Source organism: Pseudovibrio sp. Ad26 (assembly GCF_001623285.1).
GTDB classification, from domain to species: domain Bacteria; phylum Pseudomonadota; class Alphaproteobacteria; order Rhizobiales; family Stappiaceae; genus Pseudovibrio; species Pseudovibrio ascidiaceicola.
The window spans coordinates 1-20,815 of the sequence record NZ_LMCE01000016.1; the positions used below are offsets into that span (position 1 = coordinate 1).

The 20,815-nt window shown below is 50.9% G+C and carries 18 protein-coding genes and 1 riboswitch; of the genes, 11 read left to right on the forward strand and 7 right to left on the reverse strand.

Going from position 1 to position 20,815, the window contains the following annotated elements:
* The first annotated feature begins 332 nt into the window (after positions 1-332).
* The 4 genes from PsAD26_RS30130 (at position 333) to PsAD26_RS04230 (ending at position 5,176) form a co-directional block, all read left to right on the forward strand.
* Complete coding sequence (locus tag PsAD26_RS30130) at positions 333-638, forward strand: hypothetical protein (RefSeq protein WP_063309403.1); 306 nt, start codon at positions 333-335, stop codon at positions 636-638.
* A 418-nt stretch (positions 639-1,056) separates the two neighbouring features.
* Positions 1,057-2,541, forward strand: a complete 1,485-nt coding sequence (locus PsAD26_RS04220) for a DUF2235 domain-containing protein (RefSeq protein ID WP_063309405.1) — start codon at positions 1,057-1,059, stop codon at positions 2,539-2,541.
* A 54-nt stretch (positions 2,542-2,595) separates the two neighbouring features.
* Complete coding sequence (locus PsAD26_RS04225) at positions 2,596-4,128, forward strand: trehalase family glycosidase (protein WP_208985507.1); 1,533 nt, start codon at positions 2,596-2,598, stop codon at positions 4,126-4,128.
* 7 nt (positions 4,129-4,135) lie between these two features.
* Positions 4,136-5,176, forward strand: coding sequence for a LacI family transcriptional regulator (locus PsAD26_RS04230; RefSeq protein WP_063309406.1), 1,041 nt, complete (start codon positions 4,136-4,138; stop codon positions 5,174-5,176).
* Positions 5,177-5,182: 6 nt separating this feature from the next.
* On the opposite strand, the gene PsAD26_RS04235 is transcribed toward PsAD26_RS04230, so the two are convergent.
* Genes PsAD26_RS04235 through thiC form a run of 6 tightly spaced genes read right to left on the reverse strand, consistent with a single transcriptional unit; the run spans position 5,183 to position 10,438 of the window.
* Positions 5,183-6,148: a HesA/MoeB/ThiF family protein gene (locus PsAD26_RS04235; RefSeq protein WP_063309407.1), complete on the reverse strand. Its 966-nt coding sequence runs from the start codon at positions 6,146-6,148 to the stop codon at positions 5,183-5,185.
* The gene (locus PsAD26_RS04240) at positions 6,145-6,738 is read right to left on the reverse strand and encodes a thiamine phosphate synthase (RefSeq protein WP_063309408.1); all 594 of its coding nucleotides are present in this window, start codon (positions 6,736-6,738) and stop codon (positions 6,145-6,147) included. The genes PsAD26_RS04235 and PsAD26_RS04240 overlap by 4 nt, the downstream gene beginning before the upstream one ends.
* Positions 6,738-7,505 (reverse strand): thiazole synthase, encoded by a 768-nt coding sequence (locus PsAD26_RS04245; protein ID WP_063309409.1) that lies wholly within the window; start codon positions 7,503-7,505, stop codon positions 6,738-6,740. The genes PsAD26_RS04240 and PsAD26_RS04245 overlap by 1 nt, the downstream gene beginning before the upstream one ends.
* Position 7,506: 1 nt before the next feature.
* The gene (thiS, locus tag PsAD26_RS04250) at positions 7,507-7,704 is read right to left on the reverse strand and encodes a sulfur carrier protein ThiS (RefSeq protein WP_063309410.1); all 198 of its coding nucleotides are present in this window, start codon (positions 7,702-7,704) and stop codon (positions 7,507-7,509) included.
* A complete protein-coding gene (locus PsAD26_RS04255; RefSeq protein ID WP_063309411.1) occupies positions 7,701-8,642 on the reverse strand; it encodes an FAD-dependent oxidoreductase in 942 nt (313 codons plus the stop codon). Before PsAD26_RS04255 ends, thiS begins: the two co-directional genes overlap by 4 nt.
* Positions 8,639-10,438: a phosphomethylpyrimidine synthase ThiC gene (gene thiC, locus PsAD26_RS04260; RefSeq protein ID WP_063309412.1), complete on the reverse strand. Its 1,800-nt coding sequence runs from the start codon at positions 10,436-10,438 to the stop codon at positions 8,639-8,641. The genes PsAD26_RS04255 and thiC overlap by 4 nt, the downstream gene beginning before the upstream one ends.
* Before the next feature lie 115 nt (positions 10,439-10,553).
* A riboswitch (TPP riboswitch) is annotated at positions 10,554-10,674 on the reverse strand.
* Between the two features lie 183 nt (positions 10,675-10,857).
* Here thiC and PsAD26_RS04265 point away from each other — a divergent pair.
* The 7 genes from PsAD26_RS04265 to ugpC all read left to right on the forward strand — a co-directional run bounded on the left by PsAD26_RS04265 (position 10,858) and on the right by ugpC (position 19,368).
* A complete protein-coding gene (locus PsAD26_RS04265; protein WP_063309413.1) occupies positions 10,858-12,825 on the forward strand; it encodes a hypothetical protein in 1,968 nt (655 codons plus the stop codon).
* A 158-nt stretch (positions 12,826-12,983) separates the two neighbouring features.
* Positions 12,984-13,940: an N-acetylmuramic acid 6-phosphate etherase gene (locus tag PsAD26_RS04270; protein WP_084403567.1), complete on the forward strand. Its 957-nt coding sequence runs from the start codon at positions 12,984-12,986 to the stop codon at positions 13,938-13,940.
* Between the two features lie 131 nt (positions 13,941-14,071).
* Positions 14,072-15,328 carry an ABC transporter substrate-binding protein gene (locus PsAD26_RS04275; protein ID WP_063309414.1) on the forward strand — a complete coding sequence of 419 codons (1,257 nt, stop codon included), beginning with the start codon at positions 14,072-14,074 and terminating at the stop codon, positions 15,326-15,328.
* Between the two features lie 70 nt (positions 15,329-15,398).
* Positions 15,399-16,355, forward strand: a complete 957-nt coding sequence (locus tag PsAD26_RS04280) for a sugar ABC transporter permease (RefSeq protein WP_244278147.1) — start codon at positions 15,399-15,401, stop codon at positions 16,353-16,355.
* Positions 16,356-16,368: 13 nt separating this feature from the next.
* A complete protein-coding gene (locus PsAD26_RS04285; protein ID WP_063309449.1) occupies positions 16,369-17,208 on the forward strand; it encodes a carbohydrate ABC transporter permease in 840 nt (279 codons plus the stop codon).
* On the forward strand, positions 17,205-18,269 hold the full coding sequence (locus PsAD26_RS04290) for a Gfo/Idh/MocA family oxidoreductase (protein WP_063309415.1): 1,065 nt from the start codon (positions 17,205-17,207) through the stop codon (positions 18,267-18,269). The genes PsAD26_RS04285 and PsAD26_RS04290 overlap by 4 nt, the downstream gene beginning before the upstream one ends.
* A gap of 1 nt (position 18,270) precedes the next feature.
* Positions 18,271-19,368, forward strand: coding sequence for a sn-glycerol-3-phosphate ABC transporter ATP-binding protein UgpC (gene ugpC, locus PsAD26_RS04295; protein WP_063309416.1), 1,098 nt, complete (start codon positions 18,271-18,273; stop codon positions 19,366-19,368).
* Between the two features lie 31 nt (positions 19,369-19,399).
* Here ugpC and PsAD26_RS04300 read toward each other — a convergent pair whose 3' ends face one another.
* Positions 19,400-20,326: a LysR substrate-binding domain-containing protein gene (locus PsAD26_RS04300; RefSeq protein WP_063309417.1), complete on the reverse strand. Its 927-nt coding sequence runs from the start codon at positions 20,324-20,326 to the stop codon at positions 19,400-19,402.
* Between the last annotated feature and the right edge of the window lie 489 nt (positions 20,327-20,815).

The following is a 20,815-nucleotide window of genomic DNA, read 5'->3' on the forward strand; positions in this document are numbered from 1 at the left end:
TTCTCAGCTGCAGCGCTGGCGGTCCTTGTGTATTGCCCCATTGTTCACTCCTAATCTAGTGATCATGGGCCAAAACACTCCATTACTCAAATCGATCGATTTGTCCATAAGGCGTCGCCGACAAACAGGTTCGGTTCCGGTTTTTTGATCCGGCTGTTCTGCGCGTCTGGCTGCTCTCTACAAACCCAGCAGAAACACAGGCATTCTTCGGACCAATTACTGACTTCATTGCTGAGGATTGGTGTGAGGAGCCCAGCCTGTGTAATGCCCTGCAGCTTTGGCATTTTACAGCACCTACATCGGGGCAGCATTGCAAAGCAGGCCGCTTTAACATGCAAACCCGTCAACTCGCACACATGACGGTAATTACAGAAAGCTCCACACAAACCAACGAACGACCAAAGGGACACATCACCCTCATCCGCAAGGCTCAGGAAAAAGCGTTTGAGGATATGCAGTGGGAGTTGTTTGTAGCAAAAATTGCGCATGATCTCTTGAAGGCAAAAGCCTTGCCGCAAATAGGTATTACAACCTTTGCTGGTGCACAAGATTTTGCTAGAGATCAAGTTAAAGAAGCTATTGCGAATGGAGTAGAAACTGTTGGTGAATTGAATGAGTATTTAAAACAAACGTATTAATTATAAAAATGACATTATCTGAGGAATAGATGACGAACAAAGAAGATAGAGTTCCAAGATTTACTTTAGCTGGCACTATGTTTGTACTACTCTTAGTAGCAATTCCGTTTGGGAGTGTGTTCTTTATAGATCTTACATCAATAAATCCTATTTTATTATTTTTTGATGTAATGAAATTGAGTAATATCAAGTATTTATCTGGAGAATATTTGATATTTTATTATAATTTTATTATTTTTATATTGATGGTATGGTATTTTTTTCTTCTCAAAAGTGGAAATTATAGTTATTTTACTAAATCTATATCTTTTATATTGATGGTAGTATTTCTTGTGAGCGCGCTAATAACACAAATAGTGTTTTCAGGACTGCTTTATACAAGTGAGAACCGTAATGTAACTCCGATAGAGAATAACAGATGACGGAGCAATTACTAAAAGACAAGCGTTCTATTTGCGAAACCTGTAAATTTGTATTGCGGATTGGCTTATTTTTTGATGGGACCGGCAACAATGCTTACAATGTAAGTACTCGTCTAGCAGGAGGTGAACTGCCGGGCATTGATAATATGCCATTAACTTCAGATAGTTATAAATCAGACTATACTAATATATGGAAGCTTCACCGTCTATATCCTTCCTCGCATAGCCAGAAAAACGTGGAAGATGAAACATACATCTACGGTAACTACTATATCGAAGGAATTGGAACGGACACTGGAAACATTGATTCTCCTAACGGACAAATCTCTGGCAGTGGCGATTATGGTGTACTTGCAAAATCGGAAAAGGGAGCTCCGCAGGCTTGGGAATTTGTAAGTGCATATGCCTCCTATAATATTACTAGAATTGAAGTTGATGTTTTTGGCTTCTCCCGAGGAGCTGCAGCAGCGCGTCACTACGCTCATGTGCTGAATTTGTTGCAAGCGATCTACGGTCCATATTACAAGACGGCGCGACCTATGGGATATAACAGAACAAAAACAAAACAGAACATGGAGGGGGAAAAGCGCCGCGTAATGTACTTAAAAGTAAGAGGTGATAAATCTCTATATAGCGTATTTCATGAAATCCCAACTAAACTGCAGTTTATAGGCCTATTCGACACTGTTCCTTCTATCTCGTCACCTAGGCACTTTGATTTTTCGCCACAAAATAACGACCACGGTAGTGTTTTACTTCATTTGCCAGTTGGTATTGCGGAAAGAAAGGTCGTTCATCTTACTGCAATCAACGAGCGCAGGAAGAACTTCGCTCTAAAATCGATTTTGTCAAGCCCGGTAGGCTGTGAAGTACCAGAGGTGAAAACCCAAGGCAATCATATTGAAGAATGTCTTTATGGTTCCCATTCGGACATCGGTGGAGGTTATTTGTCGGGGGGGACCGAGGTTGATCTTGGTACAAACCCAAGTGCAGTTGAGCGCGCTATCGACGAAGGGCGGATCGGTTCCGTAGACGATCCGTTTTGTGAAACAACCGATGCCTACTATTCAGCCCAAGTTAAAGAGTGCACCTATGAAGGCGAGAATGGACGAATTACTCAGAAGTCAGTAAATGATGAGATTTTCGAAGCGACTATGCAGCGCGACTATGTCGATGGGGCGCTCTCACAAATAGCACTACATAAAATGCATGCTTATGCTGTATCCAGTAATGTACCATTAATACCAATCCAGCACGAAGATGAAGTCGGTACGTTGACAGAGCAACCAGCAAATCCCATCCAAGGGCTGACCGATATACCTGATGAGCTAAAATTAATTGACGAAAAGACTCATAATAACGCGCCACTATCTGTGGAAGAGCAAAAGTTACTAAATAGGAAATACATCCACAACTCTGACAAGGATTCTCTAGGGCATGCCCCTACAAAGAGTGGCAAGCGCGTTATCTTTGCTAACTAGAGGTGGATTTAGGGCCGCTTGTGCAAGCTGGTGTTTCTAAGTGACGAGGGTACTGTGCTCATCCCTCGGTTCACGTTGTCTCCATATCGTTTGGATGTTGAGCTATTCTTCAACACGCAAAAGCTGGGAGATGTCAGCCTCTGCATTGGTCAAGGAGAGCTGCTCCATCTCAAAGGGCAGGGTGTCACTCTGAAGTTCGCCTTGGAAGGGTCTCGTTATGATTATGCCTTCCAACATCCCAACGGGGATCAGTGCATCGTTGCTGCAGGTGAGAACCTGCGCCTGACACCATTCACAACAGTTGGCAATGCTGTTGTTGAAGGCAACTGGCGACGAGATCATGCAGACAATGTTGCCCTGACCTTTTCTGGAGAGCAGTTTGAGGGCGGTATAATCCTTCACCGTCGCCTGTGTCCCGAGTTTGCAAGACCATCCTTCGCAGAAGCTCAGACAGCATCGCGGCAAGCCTTTTTCAACTGGCATGGTAAGCAAGACCAAAGTGAAGCAGCGCAACCTGCCACCTACCTCCTTTGGGCGAATACGGTCCCCGCAGAGGGAGCCTTAACGCATCCGTCTACCTACATGTCTAAGAACCATATGATCAACATATGGAGCTGGGACAACGCTTTTTCTGCAATCGGGCTTGCTGCCATCGACCCAGATTTGGCATTCAGCCAGTTTGCTGCGATTTTCGATTGGCAGGATGACAGTGGACTACTACCGGATTTTGTGCACGATGCTGGCGCTTCTTTTGCCTTCACAAAACCACCGGTCCACGGCTGGGCAATCCTGCATATTCTGGAAGCCTATCGTGATTGTTTCAGCTCAGATCAGCTTGTGTATCTCAGAGACAAGATGGAGAAGCAGCTCAGCTATTGGCTCACACATACCCGTGCAAATGAACAGGAGCTTCCCGGCTACTTTCACGGCAACGACAGTGGCTGGGATAATGCCAGTTTCTTTGATCATGGTGGCCCGGTTGTTGGACCAGACCTGCCGACATTCCTATGCCTGACGGCCAACTGCATCGCACAGCTCTATCGCAGCGCCGAAGAACCACACATGGCTAACAAGTTTGATCAGATCAAGACTCAGCTCAGAAACTTAATGATAAAACAACTCTGGAACGGCAAATGCTTCGTGTTTCGAAAACCAGCTCAACCAGATCTTGTCCTGCCGGATACCAGCCTGGCGCAGTTTATGCCTCTGTTGCTTGGCAGTGACCTGCCAAGAGAGATTGCAGACAAACTCGTAGAAAGGTTCAATGCTCAGGGCTTCCTCACTGAGTGGGGACCTGCTACAGAAAACCCGCAGAGCGCGTATTATGAGGCCGATGGGTATTGGCGTGGTCCCATATGGGCACCAACTACATTACTGATTTTTGACGGTTTATGCCGACAAGGTGAAATCCGGCTGGCTCACGAGCTGGCAAAGCGGTTCATGAGAACTTGTGAAGCCTCAGGAATGGCAGAAAACTTTGATGCCTTAACTGGAACAGGACTACGCGACCAAGCTTTCGCTTGGACATCTGCTGTTTATCTTCGTTTTCAGAATGTGCTTTCCAAAGCGCAACTGACCTCAGCTTGAGTAACCCATGGCGCAAAGACCGACAATTAAAACAATTGCTAAGGTAACCGGGCTTTCAACGGCGACAGTGTCGAAAGCGCTCAATGCCTCACCGCAGGTACGCCCCCGTACGCGTGATAAGGTGTTGCAAGCGGCCAAAGAGCTGGGATACGAACTCAACATCAGTGGAGTTCAACTCCGGACTGGCAAGACCTATCAGATCGCCATGATCACGGTCATTGCGTCACCTGACGACGACGAATGGGCAGGCGTTGGTTACACTCAGCTGATTAGCGGAATCTCGCGTGCAATCGAGCATACGCCGTACAGAGTTGTGCAGCATCAGGTCGCCAGTTTTGAGGACAGCTTCGAAGTTATAAAACGCATCGTTCAAAACAAGAAAGCCGATGGCATCATCATCTCTGGGACGAGAGCAAATGATCCACGCATCAGCTTCATGCAGGAACAGGGTTTTCCGTTTGTTACCTACGGAACCAGTGATGCCAGCGCACCCCATGCCTTTGTTGATACCGACAACCGCCGTATTGTGACGATCTGTGTTGAGCGTCTGCTTTCCAAAGGCCATCACCGTATCGCAATGATTAATGCCAGCGAAGAGCTGAACTATACGCAAAACCGTATTGAAGCCTACAAAGCTACGTTGTCGAAAGCAGGCATTGCCTTCAACCCCGCATTACTCGCTAATGGACGCTTAACCCCGGCATTTGGACGAGAACAGCTTTTTGAAATGTCCATGTTTGAAGAGCCGCCGACGGCTTATGTCTGCGCCAATGAAGCAACCGCGATGGGGGTGCTGTCAGGGTTTCAGGTGCGTGGGATGGTGCATGGGCGGGATGCCGTTGTCATTGCGACAGATGACCTGAACGTATCGCAGTACTTCTCACCGCCAACTACGACATGTTATCTCCCGATATCAAAGCCAAGCGAAACGCTGGGCAAGTTCATGCTGGACTTAATTGGCGGTGAGGATCCCATAAACCTCCAAAAACTCTTCGTACCAGACCTCATCGAACGCGGTGCAGACACCTGTAATCTGGAGAGATTATGAGGACTCTCAGATCCCTACATCTGCAATCAGAGCAACATCCTTGTACCCTCGCTCTGTAAGTACCTGTGCGCCACGCCATGCGCGCAGGCCTGTGCGGCAACAAAGGACGATACGGTGCGCAGGGGTGAAGTCGTGCCGGTCGAGGTCATCGGAGGTAAGACGCAAGGCGGTTTTGCAAATAGGCTGCGGTGCTTCCGATGTATCTCGAAGCTCAACCACAATATCTTTGGAGCTTATGCCTCCCATTGAGATAAAGGGTGCTTGCCAGTCTGGTTCTTTGGCGTTGAGAAATGAAAACCCACCGAACTCAAAACTCTTTAAGTCTACCGTGATGAGACGACCTAACGGACTGGGAGAAAAGTCCAGCAGTACTGCCAAAGTCATCTGTGCTTGCATTGCTCCGATGCTCCCGACTGCAGACCCGAGAACTCCCGCACTCGCACAATTAGCAGAGTTGGTTGGAGGGGAAGGGAACACCGCTCGCAAAGACGGCGCACCGCCACAAAAGCCTCCGAGATAACCGGATGTTCCAAGCGCGGAGGCTGAGATAAGCGGCTTGCCTTGTCGGTAGCACTCATCTGAGAGCGTGTAAGAGGCTGCAAACGTATCAGCTGCATCCACGATGATATCTGCCTGAGCAACCAGTTCACCCGCATTCGTAGGGTCCAGAGCAACGTTGAGGGCGCGCAGTTCCACCTCTGGATTGTATCCATGTAACCGAGCTGCCGCCGCATAGGCTTTGCTCTCCCCCACATCTGCGAGTGAGTACAAGGGCTGCCGATGCAGGTTGCTCTCCTCAATCACATCGGGATCGGCAATCGTAATGATACCCACACCAGCACCAGCAAGGTATTGCAGAATAGGACAGCCTAAACCTCCGGCTCCTACGACAAGAACATGAGCGGCTCGCAACCGCTCTTGTCCTGCTGTTCCAACTTCAGGCAAGATCATCTGGCGGTCATAACGTGTCATTGCTTACAAGCCTCCACCCATTCCTGAGTGCGAGCGATTGGGTCGTGTGCTTGAAGAATGTCAGTCACCACCGCTGCGCTATCTGCACCAGCTTCAAACACGCCCGCAAGTCGTTCTGGCGTTAATCCGCCTATGGCAACAAGAGGTGTCTCTCCAACCATTTTTTTCCAGCGGCTGACCCGCTCTAAGCCTTGTGGCGCCCACTTCATCTTCTTCAGCTTGGTTGGATAGACCGGCCCCAAAGCAACGTACTCAGGCTTGAAGGAGAGGGCGCGATCTAACTCGGCTTCATCGTGGGTAGAAAGGCCATAGCGAACACCAGCTTTCCGGAGTGTTGCAAAGTCCGCGCTGTCCATGTCTTCCTGCCCAAGATGTACGAAGTCACAGCCAAGCTCTAACGCCAGTTCCCAATAGTCATTGATGACCAGCTGAGCACCATGTTGTCTGCAAAAGTCGCGAGCTTGGGTGATCTGCTGTCGTATGACCTCTTCAGACTGATCTTTGATCCGGAGCTGTACAAGCCTCACACCATAGGGGACGAGCTTTTTAATCCAATCGACATCCCCGGTAATCAAATAAAACCGTTCCATCAGATCAACTCCGCCATGCCGAGGGTTGGGGTCGAAGGCACAGCCATGTCGCGCGGGTCCATTGGGTCTGCGATGTATCCGTTGAGCCCAGCTTCAATGGCTTGCGCCATGGCCTGAGCCATCAAAGCCGGATCACCTGCTTTTGCAACTGCGGTATTGAGCAGAACAGCATCCATGCCAAGCTCCATCGCATGCGTGGCGTCAGAGGGCCGTCCTATACCTGCATCCACAATCAAAGGAACATCCGGGAAGTGCGCCCGCATGGCTCGCAAAGCATCGGGATTCCGCAGGCCCTGACCTGAGCCGATGGGTGCGCCCCATGGCATCAGCAGTTCACACCCGGCTTCCAACAGCTTTTCGCCGACCACAAGGTCATCAGTTGTGTATGGAAACACCTTGAAACCATCTGCACAGAGAACCCTCGCAGCTTCGACCAATCCAAACACATCAGGTTGCAGAGTATCTGAGTTGCCGATAACCTCTAGCTTGATCCAGTCAGTCCCAAACAACTCGCGAGCCATCTGCGCGGTCACAATAGCTTCTTGCACGCTATGGCATCCAGCAGTATTGGGCAGAATCGTACAGCCGCTAGCTTTCAGTAACTCCCAAAAGCCCGCACCGGACCCGTCCGCCGTCTCGCGCCGCAAAGAGACCGTGATGATCTCTGCTCTGCTGGTCTCAATTGCTTTTTGTAGCACCGTAGGAGAAGGGTATTGTGCTGTTCCGAGCAACAACCGAGAGCTGATTTCTGTACCGTAAAGCTGCATGTTACCCTCCCTGCATAGGGGCAAGAACTTCCAATCGATCGGCTTCTGAAAGGGATGTCTCAGAGTAGTCCTCACGAGGAACAAAACTGCCGTTCAAAGCCGTCGCGATAGCGGGGCTGGTGAACTCCAGTTCAGTAAGAGCATCGGCCAAGTTTTCGTTGGTGACCTCGCGTAGTTCCGCATTCACGATAATCTTCATGTGCAGGTCTCCTTTAAAAGATGGTGTGCTGCTTGTTGTGCCAATGCTGGCGCAAGCAGGAAGCCATGGCGGTAGAGGCCGTTGAGGTGAAGGGATCCGTCATGCTCGACCAGTCGAGGTAGGTTGTCTGGAAAAGCAGGCCGCAACCCCGCTCCAATTTCGACCACGCTAGCCTCGGCAAAAGCAGGGTGAATGGCAAAAGCTGCGCTCATCATTTCTGTAAGGGACCGCAGGGTAGGAGGGCGGTCAGAGTTGCTTTCCACCATAGTCCCGCCAATCATGAACAACCCATCCGCCCGCGGCACCAGATAAAGCGGCATGCGTGGGTGTAAGAGCCGGATGACACGAGACAGCTGAACTTCAGGACAATGCAAAATCGCCATCTCACCGCGCACAGCCCGCAAGTCAGGAAGGCTAGCAGCTGTGGCTGTGCAGTTGAGATCAACCTCAGGAGGTGCGCTGGTACCAAAACGGATCTCTACTCCAAGGCTCTGAACAGCAGTGGCCAAATCATCAAGAGCCTGTCTTGGGTCCAGATGCGCTTCCTCTGCAAAATACAGCCCACGCTCGAACCGCCCTTTCAATGCTGGCTCCAGTTCTGTAATTGCTTGACCGCTTACCTCAGCAAAGTGTGAGGTTCGCCGTGCAAAACGGGTCAGTTCTGCCTGATCACGAGATGGAGCCACAACAAGCGTCCCTCGGCGAGTGACTGTGGTGACTTGTGACCACCAATCTGCCGCCTGACCGCCGAGGGTGATGACCTTCTCTTCTGCGCTTTCCCGCTCGCAAAATGGGGCAAGCATGCCACCTGCAAACCGTGCAACACTGCTTTCACCCGGCTGCTCGGCTTTTTCAAAGAGAGTGACGGATGCACCGCGCTTTGCTAGCTCATAGGCGGAAGCCAGCCCCGCAAGGCCGGCTCCTGCAATCGTAATCACTGCTCTGTCCCTTCAAGTGGCAGGTACAACTTGCCGCCTTCGCGGAACTTGGCTGCCATGGCCTCCATACCTTCCTTTTGCGCTTCTGCGCGGATGTCATGGGAGATCCGCATGGAACAGAACTTAGGTCCGCACATAGAGCAGAAATGGGCCACTTTATGCGCGTCTTTCGGCAGGGTTTCATCGTGGAACTCTCGCGCAGTATCGGGATCGAGAGAGAGGTTGAACTGATCCTCCCAGCGGAATTCAAAGCGAGCACGAGACAAGGCATCATCCCGCCGCTGGGCACCTGGCAAGCCTTTGGCAAGATCAGCTGCATGAGCTGCAATCTTGTAGGTAATCACGCCGGTTTTTACATCATCCCGGTCCGGCAATCCCAGATGCTCTTTGGGCGTCACATAGCAAAGCATGGCACAGCCAAACCACCCGATCATCGCAGCGCCAATACCGGAGGTGATGTGGTCATAACCGGGTGCGATATCGGTAGTGAGGGGCCCAAGCGTATAGAACGGTGCCTCATGACAGCATTCCAGCTGTTTATCCATGTTCTCTTTGATCTTGTGCATGGCCACATGGCCCGGCCCTTCGATCATCACCTGACAATCCTTGGCCCACGCAATTTTGGTAAGTTCTCCAAGTGTCTCCAGCTCTGCAAACTGCGCTTCATCATTGGCATCTGCAATGGAACCCGGACGCAATCCATCACCAAGGGAGAAGGCAACATCATACTGGCGGCAAATATCGCAGATTTCGTCAAAGTGCTCATAGAGGAAGCTGTCTTTGTGGTGATGCAGACACCACTTGGCCATGATGGAACCGCCACGGGAGACGATGCCGGTCACGCGATTGACGGTCATTGGCACCATGTGCAGGCGCACACCTGCGTGAATGGTAAAGTAATCAACCCCTTGCTCTGCCTGTTCAATCAGCGTGTCGCGGAAAATCTCCCACGTTAGATCCTCGGCAATGCCATTCACCTTCTCAAGTGCCTGATAAAGCGGGACAGTCCCAATTGGTACAGGGCTGTTGCGAATGATCCACTCACGGGTGTTGTGAATGTTACGCCCCGTAGACAGGTCCATCACCGTGTCCGCTCCCCAGCGGATCGACCAGACCATTTTATCGACTTCCTCTTCCATGGAGGAGGTAACAGCAGACGTGCCCATGTTGGCGTTGATCTTGACCAGAAAATTACGGCCAATAATCATCGGCTCACTCTCAGGGTGATTGATGTTTGACGGAATGATCGCACGGCCAGTAGCCACCTCATCACGTACAAACTCCGGTGTCACATAGTCAGGGATGCTCGCACCCCAGTCATTGCCACACCGCTCTTCTACAACCGCTTCCCGCAACTGGTTTTCGCGGATGGCGATGAACTCCATCTCCGGCGTGATAATGCCAGCGCGGGCATAGGCCAGCTGGGTGACAGCTTTATCACCTTTCCCGCGCAATGGGCGAGGCTTTACCGGAAACTCAGGAACAAGCCGATCGCCTTTTACAAAGCCATTGTCTTCAGGCTTAATCTCGCGGCCATCATACTCTTCCGTGTCACCACGTGCCTCAATCCACTTGCGTCGTAAAGCGGGCAAACCTTCAGAAATATTCGTTGTTGCCGTTGGATCCGTGTAAGGGCCGGAACTGTCATAGACTGGGAGGGGAGGCTCGCCTGCTGTTGGGTGAACGCTGATCTCGCGCATGGGCACGAGCACGTCTTCGTGCAGACTGCCACGAACGTAGATTTTACGCGCTGCTGGCAAGGCGCCAGTGGTGATGGATGGGTTTGGCGTCGTCATTATGGTGCTCCTCAAGTTTATAACTCGAAAAAGACACCAGATGAGTTTTGGCTGGGAAACGGCAGAAAGAACTTCTGCTGCTAAGATCGCGGTTGTTACACTGGCCCTTCAAACAGGCCCCGCGACCCGTGCTTCCTACGCCAGTATCAACTGGGTCAGGTTCTAAGGGTCGCGTCGCCGAGCTTGCGCTCTGTCAGCCTCTCAGTCTCCTTGGTGAGACTCCCCTGCATACATGATTTTGCTAGAACGATTATGAACTACTGTCAAGGCAGGTTCGGTTCAGGCGGGGTTCAGAAATCTTTTGTAGTTTGGTCTTTCAGAGAAGAGAGTTGCTGATCCATATTGGCTTTTGAGGATTGCATACCTATCTCTCATCTAAGAATTTCACATCTGGATATCGCGAAAAATAATATCAACGAATGCTTGAAACCTGTTCTCTCCCATCCGTTTTAGCTGGCCCAATCTTGCGGCGACTGGAAACCTCACGTCTGACGTTTTGGCTCGCACTGCGCGCACCGGCAGATGTAAAATTGGACTTGTTCCCACAAGGTGGCGAACCACAAACCTACGAGCTGACGAAAGCGCAAACCGAGGTAAACCTGATCTCAGCAGGGGGGCATCTACACTACCTCCTGATCGATCTACCTCTCCAAAACCCACTCCCGCAAGACAGCTGGATCAGCTATCGCCTTGCACTACGTATGGAGGACGACAAGGAGACTGGCTGGCAAGATCATTCTGTATGGGCTCCGGATCTTTGCTATGAAAATCAGGAGCTTCCTGGCTTTCTGCTAAGCTCAAAAGTTTCCTCACTTCTACATGGATCCTGTCGCAAACCACATCACGAATCCGGCGATGGTCTGGTCGCAGCGGATAAGTTTCTGGCAAAGCACATCAGGGCTGAGGACGGCACCAAAGTTAATAAGGAAAAATGGCCAGCTGCCCTCGTGATGAGTGGGGATCAGATTTATTCAGATGACGTTGCAGGCCCCATGTTGCGGGCTATCCATGTACTCATCGAAAAACTCGGTATCACTGAAGAACAGCTGGCGGGCTTGGAAAGCAAAGTGCCTGATAAGGCATCAGACCTCTACCGGCATGGTGACACCTACTACCGCCGCGAAAAGTTTCTCCCAAGTCTGGAGAAGAACCGGAAGCTCTGGCTTGTTTTGTTCGGTGGCGTAGAAAAGCCAATCTTTACTGCCGATCATGCCCATAACCATCTGATCACACTGGCTGAATTCTTGGCAATGTATCTCCTCGTCTGGTCTCCAGCAGTATGGGAGCTGGTTGAGACAGACGTTCCTGAAGGACTGACGCAAGAAGAAACAGGGCTCTACCAGAGTGAGCAGAAAATCCTGAAGGAGTTTGTTACTGGTCTCAGTCAGGTTCGCCGCCTATTTGCACACCTTCCAGTCGCGATGATCTTTGATGACCATGATGTCACCGATGATTGGAACCTCAATCGTGATTGGGAAGAGACTGCCTACGGACATCCGTTCTCCCGCCGGGTCATAGGTAACGCCTTATGCGCCTATATGCTCAACCAAGGGTGGGGTAACCGACCAGAAGCGTTTTCTGGTGGAACACTTCAGGAGATGACACAGGCCATTACAGTGCCGGGCACTCGCAGCTATGACGAGTTCTTGGACCATCTCTTTACCTTTGAAAATTGGGATTATCACTGGGAACTAGACCCACCACTGCTGGTGCTGGATACGCGCACACGGCGTTGGAGATCTGAGCGTGCAGGTTATCTGCCCTCTGGCCTACTGGATTGGGAAGCCGTCACGGATTTACAGCGCGCTTTACGCGGAAAAGACGCTGTGCTGCTCGTGTCTGCAGCTCCGATCTTTGGCGTCAAGTTGATCGAGACGCTGCAAAAGCTGCTCACGTTCATGGGCAAACCGCTCATGGTGGATGCAGAATACTGGATGGCACATCCCGGAACTGCAGATGGCATTTTGAACGTGTTCCGCCACCGCAAAACGCCAGATCGCTTTACGATCCTTTCCGGTGATGTGCACTACTCCTTTGTTTACGATGTTGAGTTGCGCGGACATTCTCGTGGACCTGACATCTGGCAAATCTGCAGCAGTGGCATCAAAAACGAGTTCCCAGCCAAACTGCTCGACAAACTCGATCACCTGAACCGCTGGCTCTATGCACCGCGTTCACCGCTGAACTGGCTAACAAGACGGCGCGGCATGAAGGTTATTCCGCGTAAGCCAGTGGGCACACATCATGGTCGACGCCTGCTGAATGCAAGTGGCATTGGATTAGTTGAGTTTGATGAACACGGCGGTCCAGACCAAATCAGCCAACTGCTGCCAGATGGGCGTCAGGTTGTCTTCGTGCGCCGTGAAGAAGAAGCGCGCTGGGATTGATGGTGAAGAAAACTAGATCCAAAACAATACCTGTGGCCTGCAACTGTCACAGGTAACTGCAAGAAATCTATTGGATTTACTCAAATTACGGGTCTTATCTAATATATCATTGCCATATTGCGAGTTGTTGGTATGCTATTGGTATCAGGGAGAGTCTCGTGTCCAGCATATCCAAAAAAGTGGGGTTTCCAGAACATTCCAATCCGCAGGAGTGGCGTGAAACCGAGCAAAGATCTTCACGTTATGCGGGCTTGGAAACATGGGGGACTGACGAAGTTCTCAAGGCCTTGCTGGGGGGGCAAATGCAAGCTCTCAACGCTGTCTGGTCTGCGTTGGGAGAGCTGGAAGCCGCAGTGGATGCTGCTGCCCAAAGACTGCAGGGAACCGAAGGTAGACTTGTGTACGTCGGCGCAGGGACCTCAGGCAGACTGGGCGTTCTGGATGGCATTGAACTCATCCCTACATTTGGCTGGCCAGAGCATCGCCTGATCTATGGACTGGCAGGCGGCGAAGCTGGATTGTTACGCCCGCAGGAAGGCGCTGAGGACAGCGAAGAAGCAGGCCGTGCTTTCATTTTGGAGAATAATGTCGGCGCTTCTGATGTCGTTTTAGGTGTTGCAGCAAGCGGCACCACACCTTTTACCCGCTCTGCCATTCAAACCGCCAGAGGCGCGGGGGCTTTGACCATATCACTGGCGAACAATCCACAAAGCCCGTTACTGGCCGATGCTGAGCATGAAATCCTGTTAAGGACGGGTCCTGAAGTTTTGGCAGGATCAACCAGATTATCCGCAGGCACCAGCCAAAAAACGGCGCTCAACCTGTTCTCTACGGCGCTTATGGTGCGGTTGAAGAAGGTATATCGCGGCTACATGGTGGATATGCAGCTGACCAACATCAAGCTTGATCAGCGCGCCAAAGACATGGTGGTCTCACTCACCGCTTGCTCTCAGGAAAAAGCCGCTGCGGCCCTGCATGAAAGCGGAAGTCAGATTAAACTGGCTGTCTTGCTGGTGCTGGGAGCAACAAAACAACAGGCCACCAATGTATTGAATGAAACTCAGGGAGATTTGGGAGAATCTCTTCGGGCGCTTGGGTTACATCAACCTGATTGATTTATGCGCGCATTGCGATCCGCTTAGATCGTAATGCGCCAACAGGAATATTCGCCCGCTGGGGGGCAGGCGAGTTGCGATACCGACGGTTTTTCAAGGCGGTATTCGATTATTTGTTATGGGAGGAAATAATGAAACACTATTTGTCATCAGGCATTGCTGCATCCCTGCTTTTGGGCTCCGCATCCTTTGCTTTTGCTGCTTCAGAACTGACAATTGAGAGCTGGCGTAACGACGACTTGAGCATCTGGCAGGAAACCATTCTGCCTGCGTTTATGAAGACGCATCCAGAGGTCAAAATCAGATTCTCGCCAACAGCTCCAACGCAATACAACGCTGCACTGAATGCAAAGCTGGAAGGTGGAACCGCTGGTGATCTGATCACATGCCGTCCGTTCGATGGGTCGCTGGATCTTTACAGCAAAGGTTACCTGAAGAACCTGCAGGGCATGGCAACCCTCGACAACTTCCCGGATTCAGCAAAAGGGGCGTGGAGCACAGATGATGGCAGCGCAACCTTCTGTGTGCCAATGGCCGCTGTGATCCACGGCTTCATCTACAACAAGGATGCTTTTGCTGAAGTCGGTGTTGAACCACCGAAAACTCAGGCAGAGTTCATTGCTGTTCTCGATAAGATCAAGGAAGACGGCAATTACATCCCAATGGCGATGGGCACTTTGGATCAGTGGGAATCCGCTGCAATGGGCTATCAGAACATTGGCCCAATGTACTGGAAAGGTGAGGAAGGTCGTAAGGCAGTCGTTGCTGGCACCGGCAAGTTGACGGATGATGGCTGGGTAAAGCCGTTTGAAGTGCTGGCAAGCTGGGGGCCGTACCTTGGTGACGGCTATGAAGCTCAATCCTATCCGGACAGCCAGACCCTGTTCACACTGGGGCGCGCTGCAATCTATCCATCAGGCTCTTGGGAAATTGCAGGCTTCAACCGCGATTCAGACTTCGAGCTTGGCGCCTTCCGCCCACCTCTGCCAGCAGAGGGTGACAGCTGCTACATCTCAGACCACACTGACATCGGCATTGGCCTGAATGCGGCCTCGCCAAATTCTGAAGCTGCCATGAAGTTCCTTGAGTGGATGGGCACCAAAGAGTTCGCAGAACTCTATTCCAACGCTGTGCCGGGCTTCTTCTCTTTGTCCAAGCATGAGATCTCGCTCACTGATCCATTGGCGGACGAGTTCATCTCCTGGCGTAAAGACTGTCAGTCCACCAACCGCTCTGCGGCACAGATCGTTTCTCGCGGTACTCCAAACCTCTGGAACGAAATGTGGGTTGTGTCTGCAAACGTCATCAATGGCAAGCAGACACCTGCGGATGCAGCGAACCAGCTTCAGAAGGGGCTGAGCGCCTGGTACGAACCTCAGATGGATTAAGCCATCTCTCTGACTGAATACAAAACAGCAGATGTGCGGATTGACCCGCGCATCTGCATTGCAATGAGAGATGATGGAATTGGAACAGGACCTTATGGTCAGTGAGCGGAAGAAGAAGCCGTTCCGCTGGCATGTACTTGTCTTTTTGGCACCGGCAGTCATCATTTACACGATGATCATGATCCTGCCGCTGGCCGAAACCCTGCGCTTTTCGTTCTTCCAAAGAGATACGACCACGCAAGTGATCTCGTTTGTCGGCTTGGAAAACTACATCAAGCTGTTCTTCGATCCGTACTGGGTCAAGCCGTTCCTCAATTCGCTTTGGAACAACTGCTATTTCTTCTTGATCCATATGCTCGTGCAAAATCCGATCGGTGTCTTGATTGCGGCTTTGCTCTCCATGGTGCATCTGCCGGGCAAGAAGTTTTATCGCACAGCCATCTTCATGCCGACCCTTCTGTCCTTCGTAGTCGTCGGGTTCGTCTGGAAGCTCATGCTCTCCCCGCTATGGGGCGTTTCCAAAGGTCTGATGAAGTCTGTCGGGGTTGGCAGTTGGTATCTACCGTTCCTCGGTAAAGAGGAAACAGCGCTGACCACGCTTTCACTCATCTCTGTCTGGCAGTTCATCGGTATTCCAATGATGCTGATTTATGCTGCACTTCTCTCCATTCCTGATGAGGTGATTGAAGCAGCTGAATGTGATGGCGTGACCGGCATTTCCCAGTTCTTCAAGATCAAGCTGGTCCTGATCCTGCCAACCATCGGCATCATTTCCATCTTAACCTTCGTAGGCAACTTCAACGCATTTGACTTGATCTACACCACGCAGGGGCCGCTTGCGGGGCCAAACTTCTCGACAGACCTGCTGGGCACGATCTTGTATCGAACGTTTTACGGGCAACAGTTGCAACCCGGTGATCCTAACATGGGCGCCGCCATTGCAACGGTGATGTTCTTCATCATCCTGATGGGTGTTGCTGTCTATCTCTTCTTTATTCAGCGCAAGCTGACCCGCTACGAGATGTGAGGCGCAAATGGCTATTTCTCGTGCAAGACGAAACCGAATGGCAGAACTGGGAGCGCATGTAATCCTGCTCACGTTTGCAGTGATCGCGCTTTTCCCGGTTCTCCTCATTCTCATCAACTCGCTCAAAACCAAAAAAGCGATCTTCCGCCAGCCTCTGGAGTTCCCAACTTCCGAAACACTGGATCTGGTTGGCTATTCAACGGTGCTGCAGCAAGGCAATTTTCCGCTGTATTTTTGGAACTCGCTGTTCGTGACCGGCGCGAGCTTGTGTCTCATTCTCCTGTTTGGGGCAATGGCAGCCTTTGCGCTCAGTGAATACAAGTTCCGCGGCAATCGCCTCATGGGCCTCTATATGGCACTGGGCATTATGATCCCGATCCGTCTGGGAACTGTCGGAATTCTCCGCTTGATGGTCGCAACGGATCTCGTGAACACGCATTGGGCTCTCATACTGGTCTACACAGCGCAAGGCCTGCCACTGGCGATCTTCATTCTCTCCGAGTTCATGTCGACAGTGTCATCAGACCTCAAATCTGCTGGTCGTATTGATGGCCTTTCAGAATACTCCATCTTCTTACGCCTCGTACTGCCTCTCATCAGGCCCGCAATGGCAACAGTGGCTGTCTTCTCCATGATCCCGATTTGGAATGATCTCTGGTTCCCACTCGTTCTGGCCCCCGCAGAGCATACCAAAACACTCACACTGGGCGCTCAGGTGTTTGTTGGGCAATATTCCAACAACTGGAATGCAATTCTCGCGGCTATGGCGCTGGCAGTCATTCCGGTCCTCATTCTCTACACGCTCTTTTCACGCCAACTCATTCGCGGCCTAACATCTGGAGCAGTCAAATGAGTAACAAACTTATCCGCGTGCTCGTGGCTGGCCTAGGAAACATGGGAAAATCCCATGCTCTGGCGTATGAGACCAATCCGGGATTTGAGATCGTAGGGCTGGTCAATCGATCACCGGTGGAATTGCCTGAAGAGTTGGGTGGTTACACTATCCAATCTGATTTCGCGCAGGTTCTGGTCGAAACCAAACCCGACCTTGTCTCCATCTGCACTTATTCAGACAGCCATGCTGAATATGCGGTTATGGCGATGGAAGCAGGGGCAGATGTGTTCGTAGAAAAGCCACTGGCAACCACTCTGGAAGATGCTCAGAGTGTCGTAGAAACTGCTCGCAAGCTGGGACGTAAACTGGTGGTTGGTTATATCCTGCGCCATCACCCATCTTGGACAACCCTTATAAAGCAGTCGCGCAAACTGGGCGGGCCTTACGTCTTCCGCATGAACCTCAATCAGCAATCCAGCGGCGCAACATGGCAAACCCACAAACAGCTGATGCAAACAACATCGCCCATCGTGGACTGCGGAGTGCACTACATCGATGTCATGTGTCAGATCACCGATGCAAAGCCCGTTGAAGTGCGTGGCATGGGCGTGCGTTTGAGTGATGAACTTCCCGAGGACATGTACAATTACGGCCATCTGCAAGTCCTGTTCGAGGACGGCTCCGTCGGTTGGTACGAGGCTGGGTGGGGCCCGATGATGTCGGAAACTGCGTTCTTCGTAAAAGATGTCGTCTCCAAGAATGGCAGCGTCTCGATTGTCATGGAAGGTGAAGCTCGCTCAGACGACATCGACATGCACACAAAAACCTCCACGATCCGGGTTCATTACGGCGCAACGGATGCGAACGGCGAGTTTACACGCAAAGACGATGTACTCAGCATGGATGGTGAACCGGGGCATCAAGCCTTGTGTGATCGCGAGCAGGCCTTTGTGCTCTCAGCTATCCGTGAAGGGCTGGATTTAGAAGATCACATGAATGCAGCGGTAAATTCTCTGGCTGTCGTACTGGCGGCAGATCAGGCGGTGCGCACTGGCACAGCTCAGAAACTGGACTTGTAATATGGCTAATCTGAAAATTTCATCCCTCTACAAGTCTTTTGGTGCTGAAAACGTACTGGATGGTATCAATCTCGATATCCAATCCGGTGAGTTCCTCGTTTTGCTCGGACCATCCGGCTGCGGAAAGTCCACACTCCTGCGCATCATGGCAGGGCTGGAAGACGAAAGCGCGGGCGATATCGCCATTGAAGGCAAATCCATCGCACACCTGCCGCCGTCCAAGCGTGAGATTGCTATGGTTTTCCAGACCTATGCGCTCTATCCGCATCTGAGCGTGCGAGGAAACATGGAGCTGGTCCTGAAGCAAGCAGGATACTCAAAGGCAGAAATCAAGGATCGCGTTGCAGAAAGCGCTCGGGCTCTGGAACTGGACGCCTTGATGGACCGAAAGCCTTCTCAGCTCTCAGGTGGACAGCGCCAACGTGTTGCAATTGGCCGTGCAATTGTGAGAGATCCCAAGATTTTCCTGTTTGATGAACCTCTCTCAAATCTGGATGCAGCATTGCGTGGACAAGTGCGGTTGGAAATCGCACGCCTTCATCAACGCCTGTCAGCAACTATGGTTTACGTGACCCACGATCAGGTCGAGGCGATGACACTGGCAGATCGTATCGTGGTTCTGAATGATGGCGAGATCCAACAGGTCGGGACACCGCGAGATCTTTATGAGCGACCAGCAAACCTGTTTGTGGCAAGTTTCATTGGCTCCCCTAATATGAACTTCCTTCAGTTGGAAAAACTGAGTGAAAACAGTGCGCAGTTGAAAGATGGAACACTCCTTCCAATCTCCAACAAGGCCTCGGTCGTCCCGACAAATGTCACACTCGGTATCCGTCCGTCTCACGGCATTTTGCACGATGAAGCAGGGGAGAGCTGTCTGAAGGCAGAAGTCTTACTGGAAGAGTATCTGGGGGACACCACTTACGTGCATGTTGAGTTGGAAACTGGCGAGCAAATGGTTGTTCGCGAAGACCCGGAGATAACGCGCCGAACTGGTGACCAGGTCTACGTGGAGCTTACGTTGTCAGGCGTACATCTCTTCAATGCTGATACAGGAAAGCGGATGGACGTCAGCATCTCTGAACAGGAAACTGCTTAGGTCATAAACTGAGGGGACATATAGGCTTCCCTCAGTTCTCATCAATCTGCGGTTTGTAGTCAAACTCGATGAACTGCAGAAACTTACGCAATATATCGGTTTCATAGTTCTTTTTGTAAATTGCGCAAAGGTCTGCCGGAATGTCTTCCTTCAAGCGAATGAAACGTACGTTCTTGGATTTCTGACTACGAAAACAGTCGCTGACTAAAGCAATCGCCTGACCAGAAGCAACCAGCGCCAACAAGGTACTTGGCTCCTGAACCTCAAAGGCAGCTTTAGGGTAGAAGCCCTGATCTTTACATCTTGCAATCAAAAACGGCGTCGAGTTGGACATGCTCCGGTCCAAAACAGCCATTTCCTCATCTTTTAGCTCTTCCAGTCCCACCACCCTGCGATCCTTGAGAGGGTGCGTGCTAGGCACTGCCAGTGTAAGGTTTTCTCTCACCAATACTTTTGAGTTTAAGGCAGGCTCATTGAGTGTATCGCCATAGCGGCAGATACCCAGATCAATGATGCCACCATCCAGCGCGTCTTTTTGCTGATTGGGCGCTAACTCGGTGAAATTCAGAGAACAATCTGGATGTTTGCTCTTGAAATCAGAGAGCAGGTTCGCAAATCCATCCAGAAAGGCACTGCTCACCATCCCGATGCTGAGGGTCGAGTTTTCCGCACGTCCCTGCCGCTGGGTGTTGGTGATGGCGTAATCCAATGTGTTGAAAATCTGCTCGCATTCACGTTTCAGCACGCGCCCCGCAGCAGTCAGAGAAACATTTCGAGAGTCACGCTGAAAGAGAGAGAGACCAAGGGCAACCTCCAACTCTTTGATTTGTATGGACATCGGTGACTTAGAAATATGCAGCTCTTCTGCCGCACGCCCAAAGTGCCCACTTACTGACACTTGATGGAAGTAACGCAGCATTCGCAAAGTAATGCGGCCTGATGTGATTAGATCGTGCATGAACTTGTTTTGTTATTCTTATTTTGTTCTAGGTTTTAGCTCTTAAAGTTCTACTATTTTTATTCTATATGTTCTGTAAGAACTATAATCTACGAAATAATCCGTATGTGGCGTGGTTTTCTACGTAATATTTTCTAGTTTGTTTCGAAGTTCGAAACGATTGATATATTTAAAAAACTTAATAATTGCCTCTCAGGCAACTAGGTTGCCCTCACCAAAGGGAATTAAATAAAAGGTGAGGCAAACTATGCAATCGGGTCAGTTCACATTCGCACCTACGCAAGGTGAGTGTACTGCGCCTGTCGTATGCCGCGCTTTCACAGAGATTGACGGCTCGTATGCACGAACTCCCACCGTGTATATGTCCTCAGCGCTGACAGTTCCCGATGAAGCTCCAGAAGGTTCTACAATCGCAGGTGTTTTGCATTGTTTTTCAATGACAAAGCATTTGTTGGATGCGGGTGGCCATCTCAACTGTCCACGTGAAGG

Bases quoted from the DNA above. Each gene is read 5' to 3' on its own strand.
- PsAD26_RS30130 (WP_063309403.1), top strand. From the start codon at position 333: ATGCAAACCCGTCAACTCGCACACATGACGGTAATTACAGAAAGCTCC.
- PsAD26_RS04220 (WP_063309405.1), top strand. From the start codon at position 1,057: ATGACGGAGCAATTACTAAAAGACAAGCGTTCTATTTGCGAAACCTGT.
- PsAD26_RS04230 (WP_063309406.1), top strand. From the start codon at position 4,136: ATGGCGCAAAGACCGACAATTAAAACAATTGCTAAGGTAACCGGGCTT.
- PsAD26_RS04235 (WP_063309407.1), bottom strand. From the start codon at position 6,148: ATGACACGTTATGACCGCCAGATGATCTTGCCTGAAGTTGGAACAGCA.
- PsAD26_RS04240 (WP_063309408.1), bottom strand. From the start codon at position 6,738: ATGGAACGGTTTTATTTGATTACCGGGGATGTCGATTGGATTAAAAAG.
- PsAD26_RS04245 (WP_063309409.1), bottom strand. From the start codon at position 7,505: ATGCAGCTTTACGGTACAGAAATCAGCTCTCGGTTGTTGCTCGGAACA.
- thiS (WP_063309410.1), bottom strand. From the start codon at position 7,704: ATGAAGATTATCGTGAATGCGGAACTACGCGAGGTCACCAACGAAAAC.
- thiC (WP_063309412.1), bottom strand. From the start codon at position 10,438: ATGACGACGCCAAACCCATCCATCACCACTGGCGCCTTGCCAGCAGCG.
- PsAD26_RS04265 (WP_063309413.1), top strand. From the start codon at position 10,858: ATGCTTGAAACCTGTTCTCTCCCATCCGTTTTAGCTGGCCCAATCTTG.
- PsAD26_RS04275 (WP_063309414.1), top strand. From the start codon at position 14,072: ATGAAACACTATTTGTCATCAGGCATTGCTGCATCCCTGCTTTTGGGC.
- PsAD26_RS04280 (WP_244278147.1), top strand. From the start codon at position 15,399: ATGATGGAATTGGAACAGGACCTTATGGTCAGTGAGCGGAAGAAGAAG.
- PsAD26_RS04290 (WP_063309415.1), top strand. From the start codon at position 17,205: ATGAGTAACAAACTTATCCGCGTGCTCGTGGCTGGCCTAGGAAACATG.
- ugpC (WP_063309416.1), top strand. From the start codon at position 18,271: ATGGCTAATCTGAAAATTTCATCCCTCTACAAGTCTTTTGGTGCTGAA.
- PsAD26_RS04300 (WP_063309417.1), bottom strand. From the start codon at position 20,326: ATGCACGATCTAATCACATCAGGCCGCATTACTTTGCGAATGCTGCGT.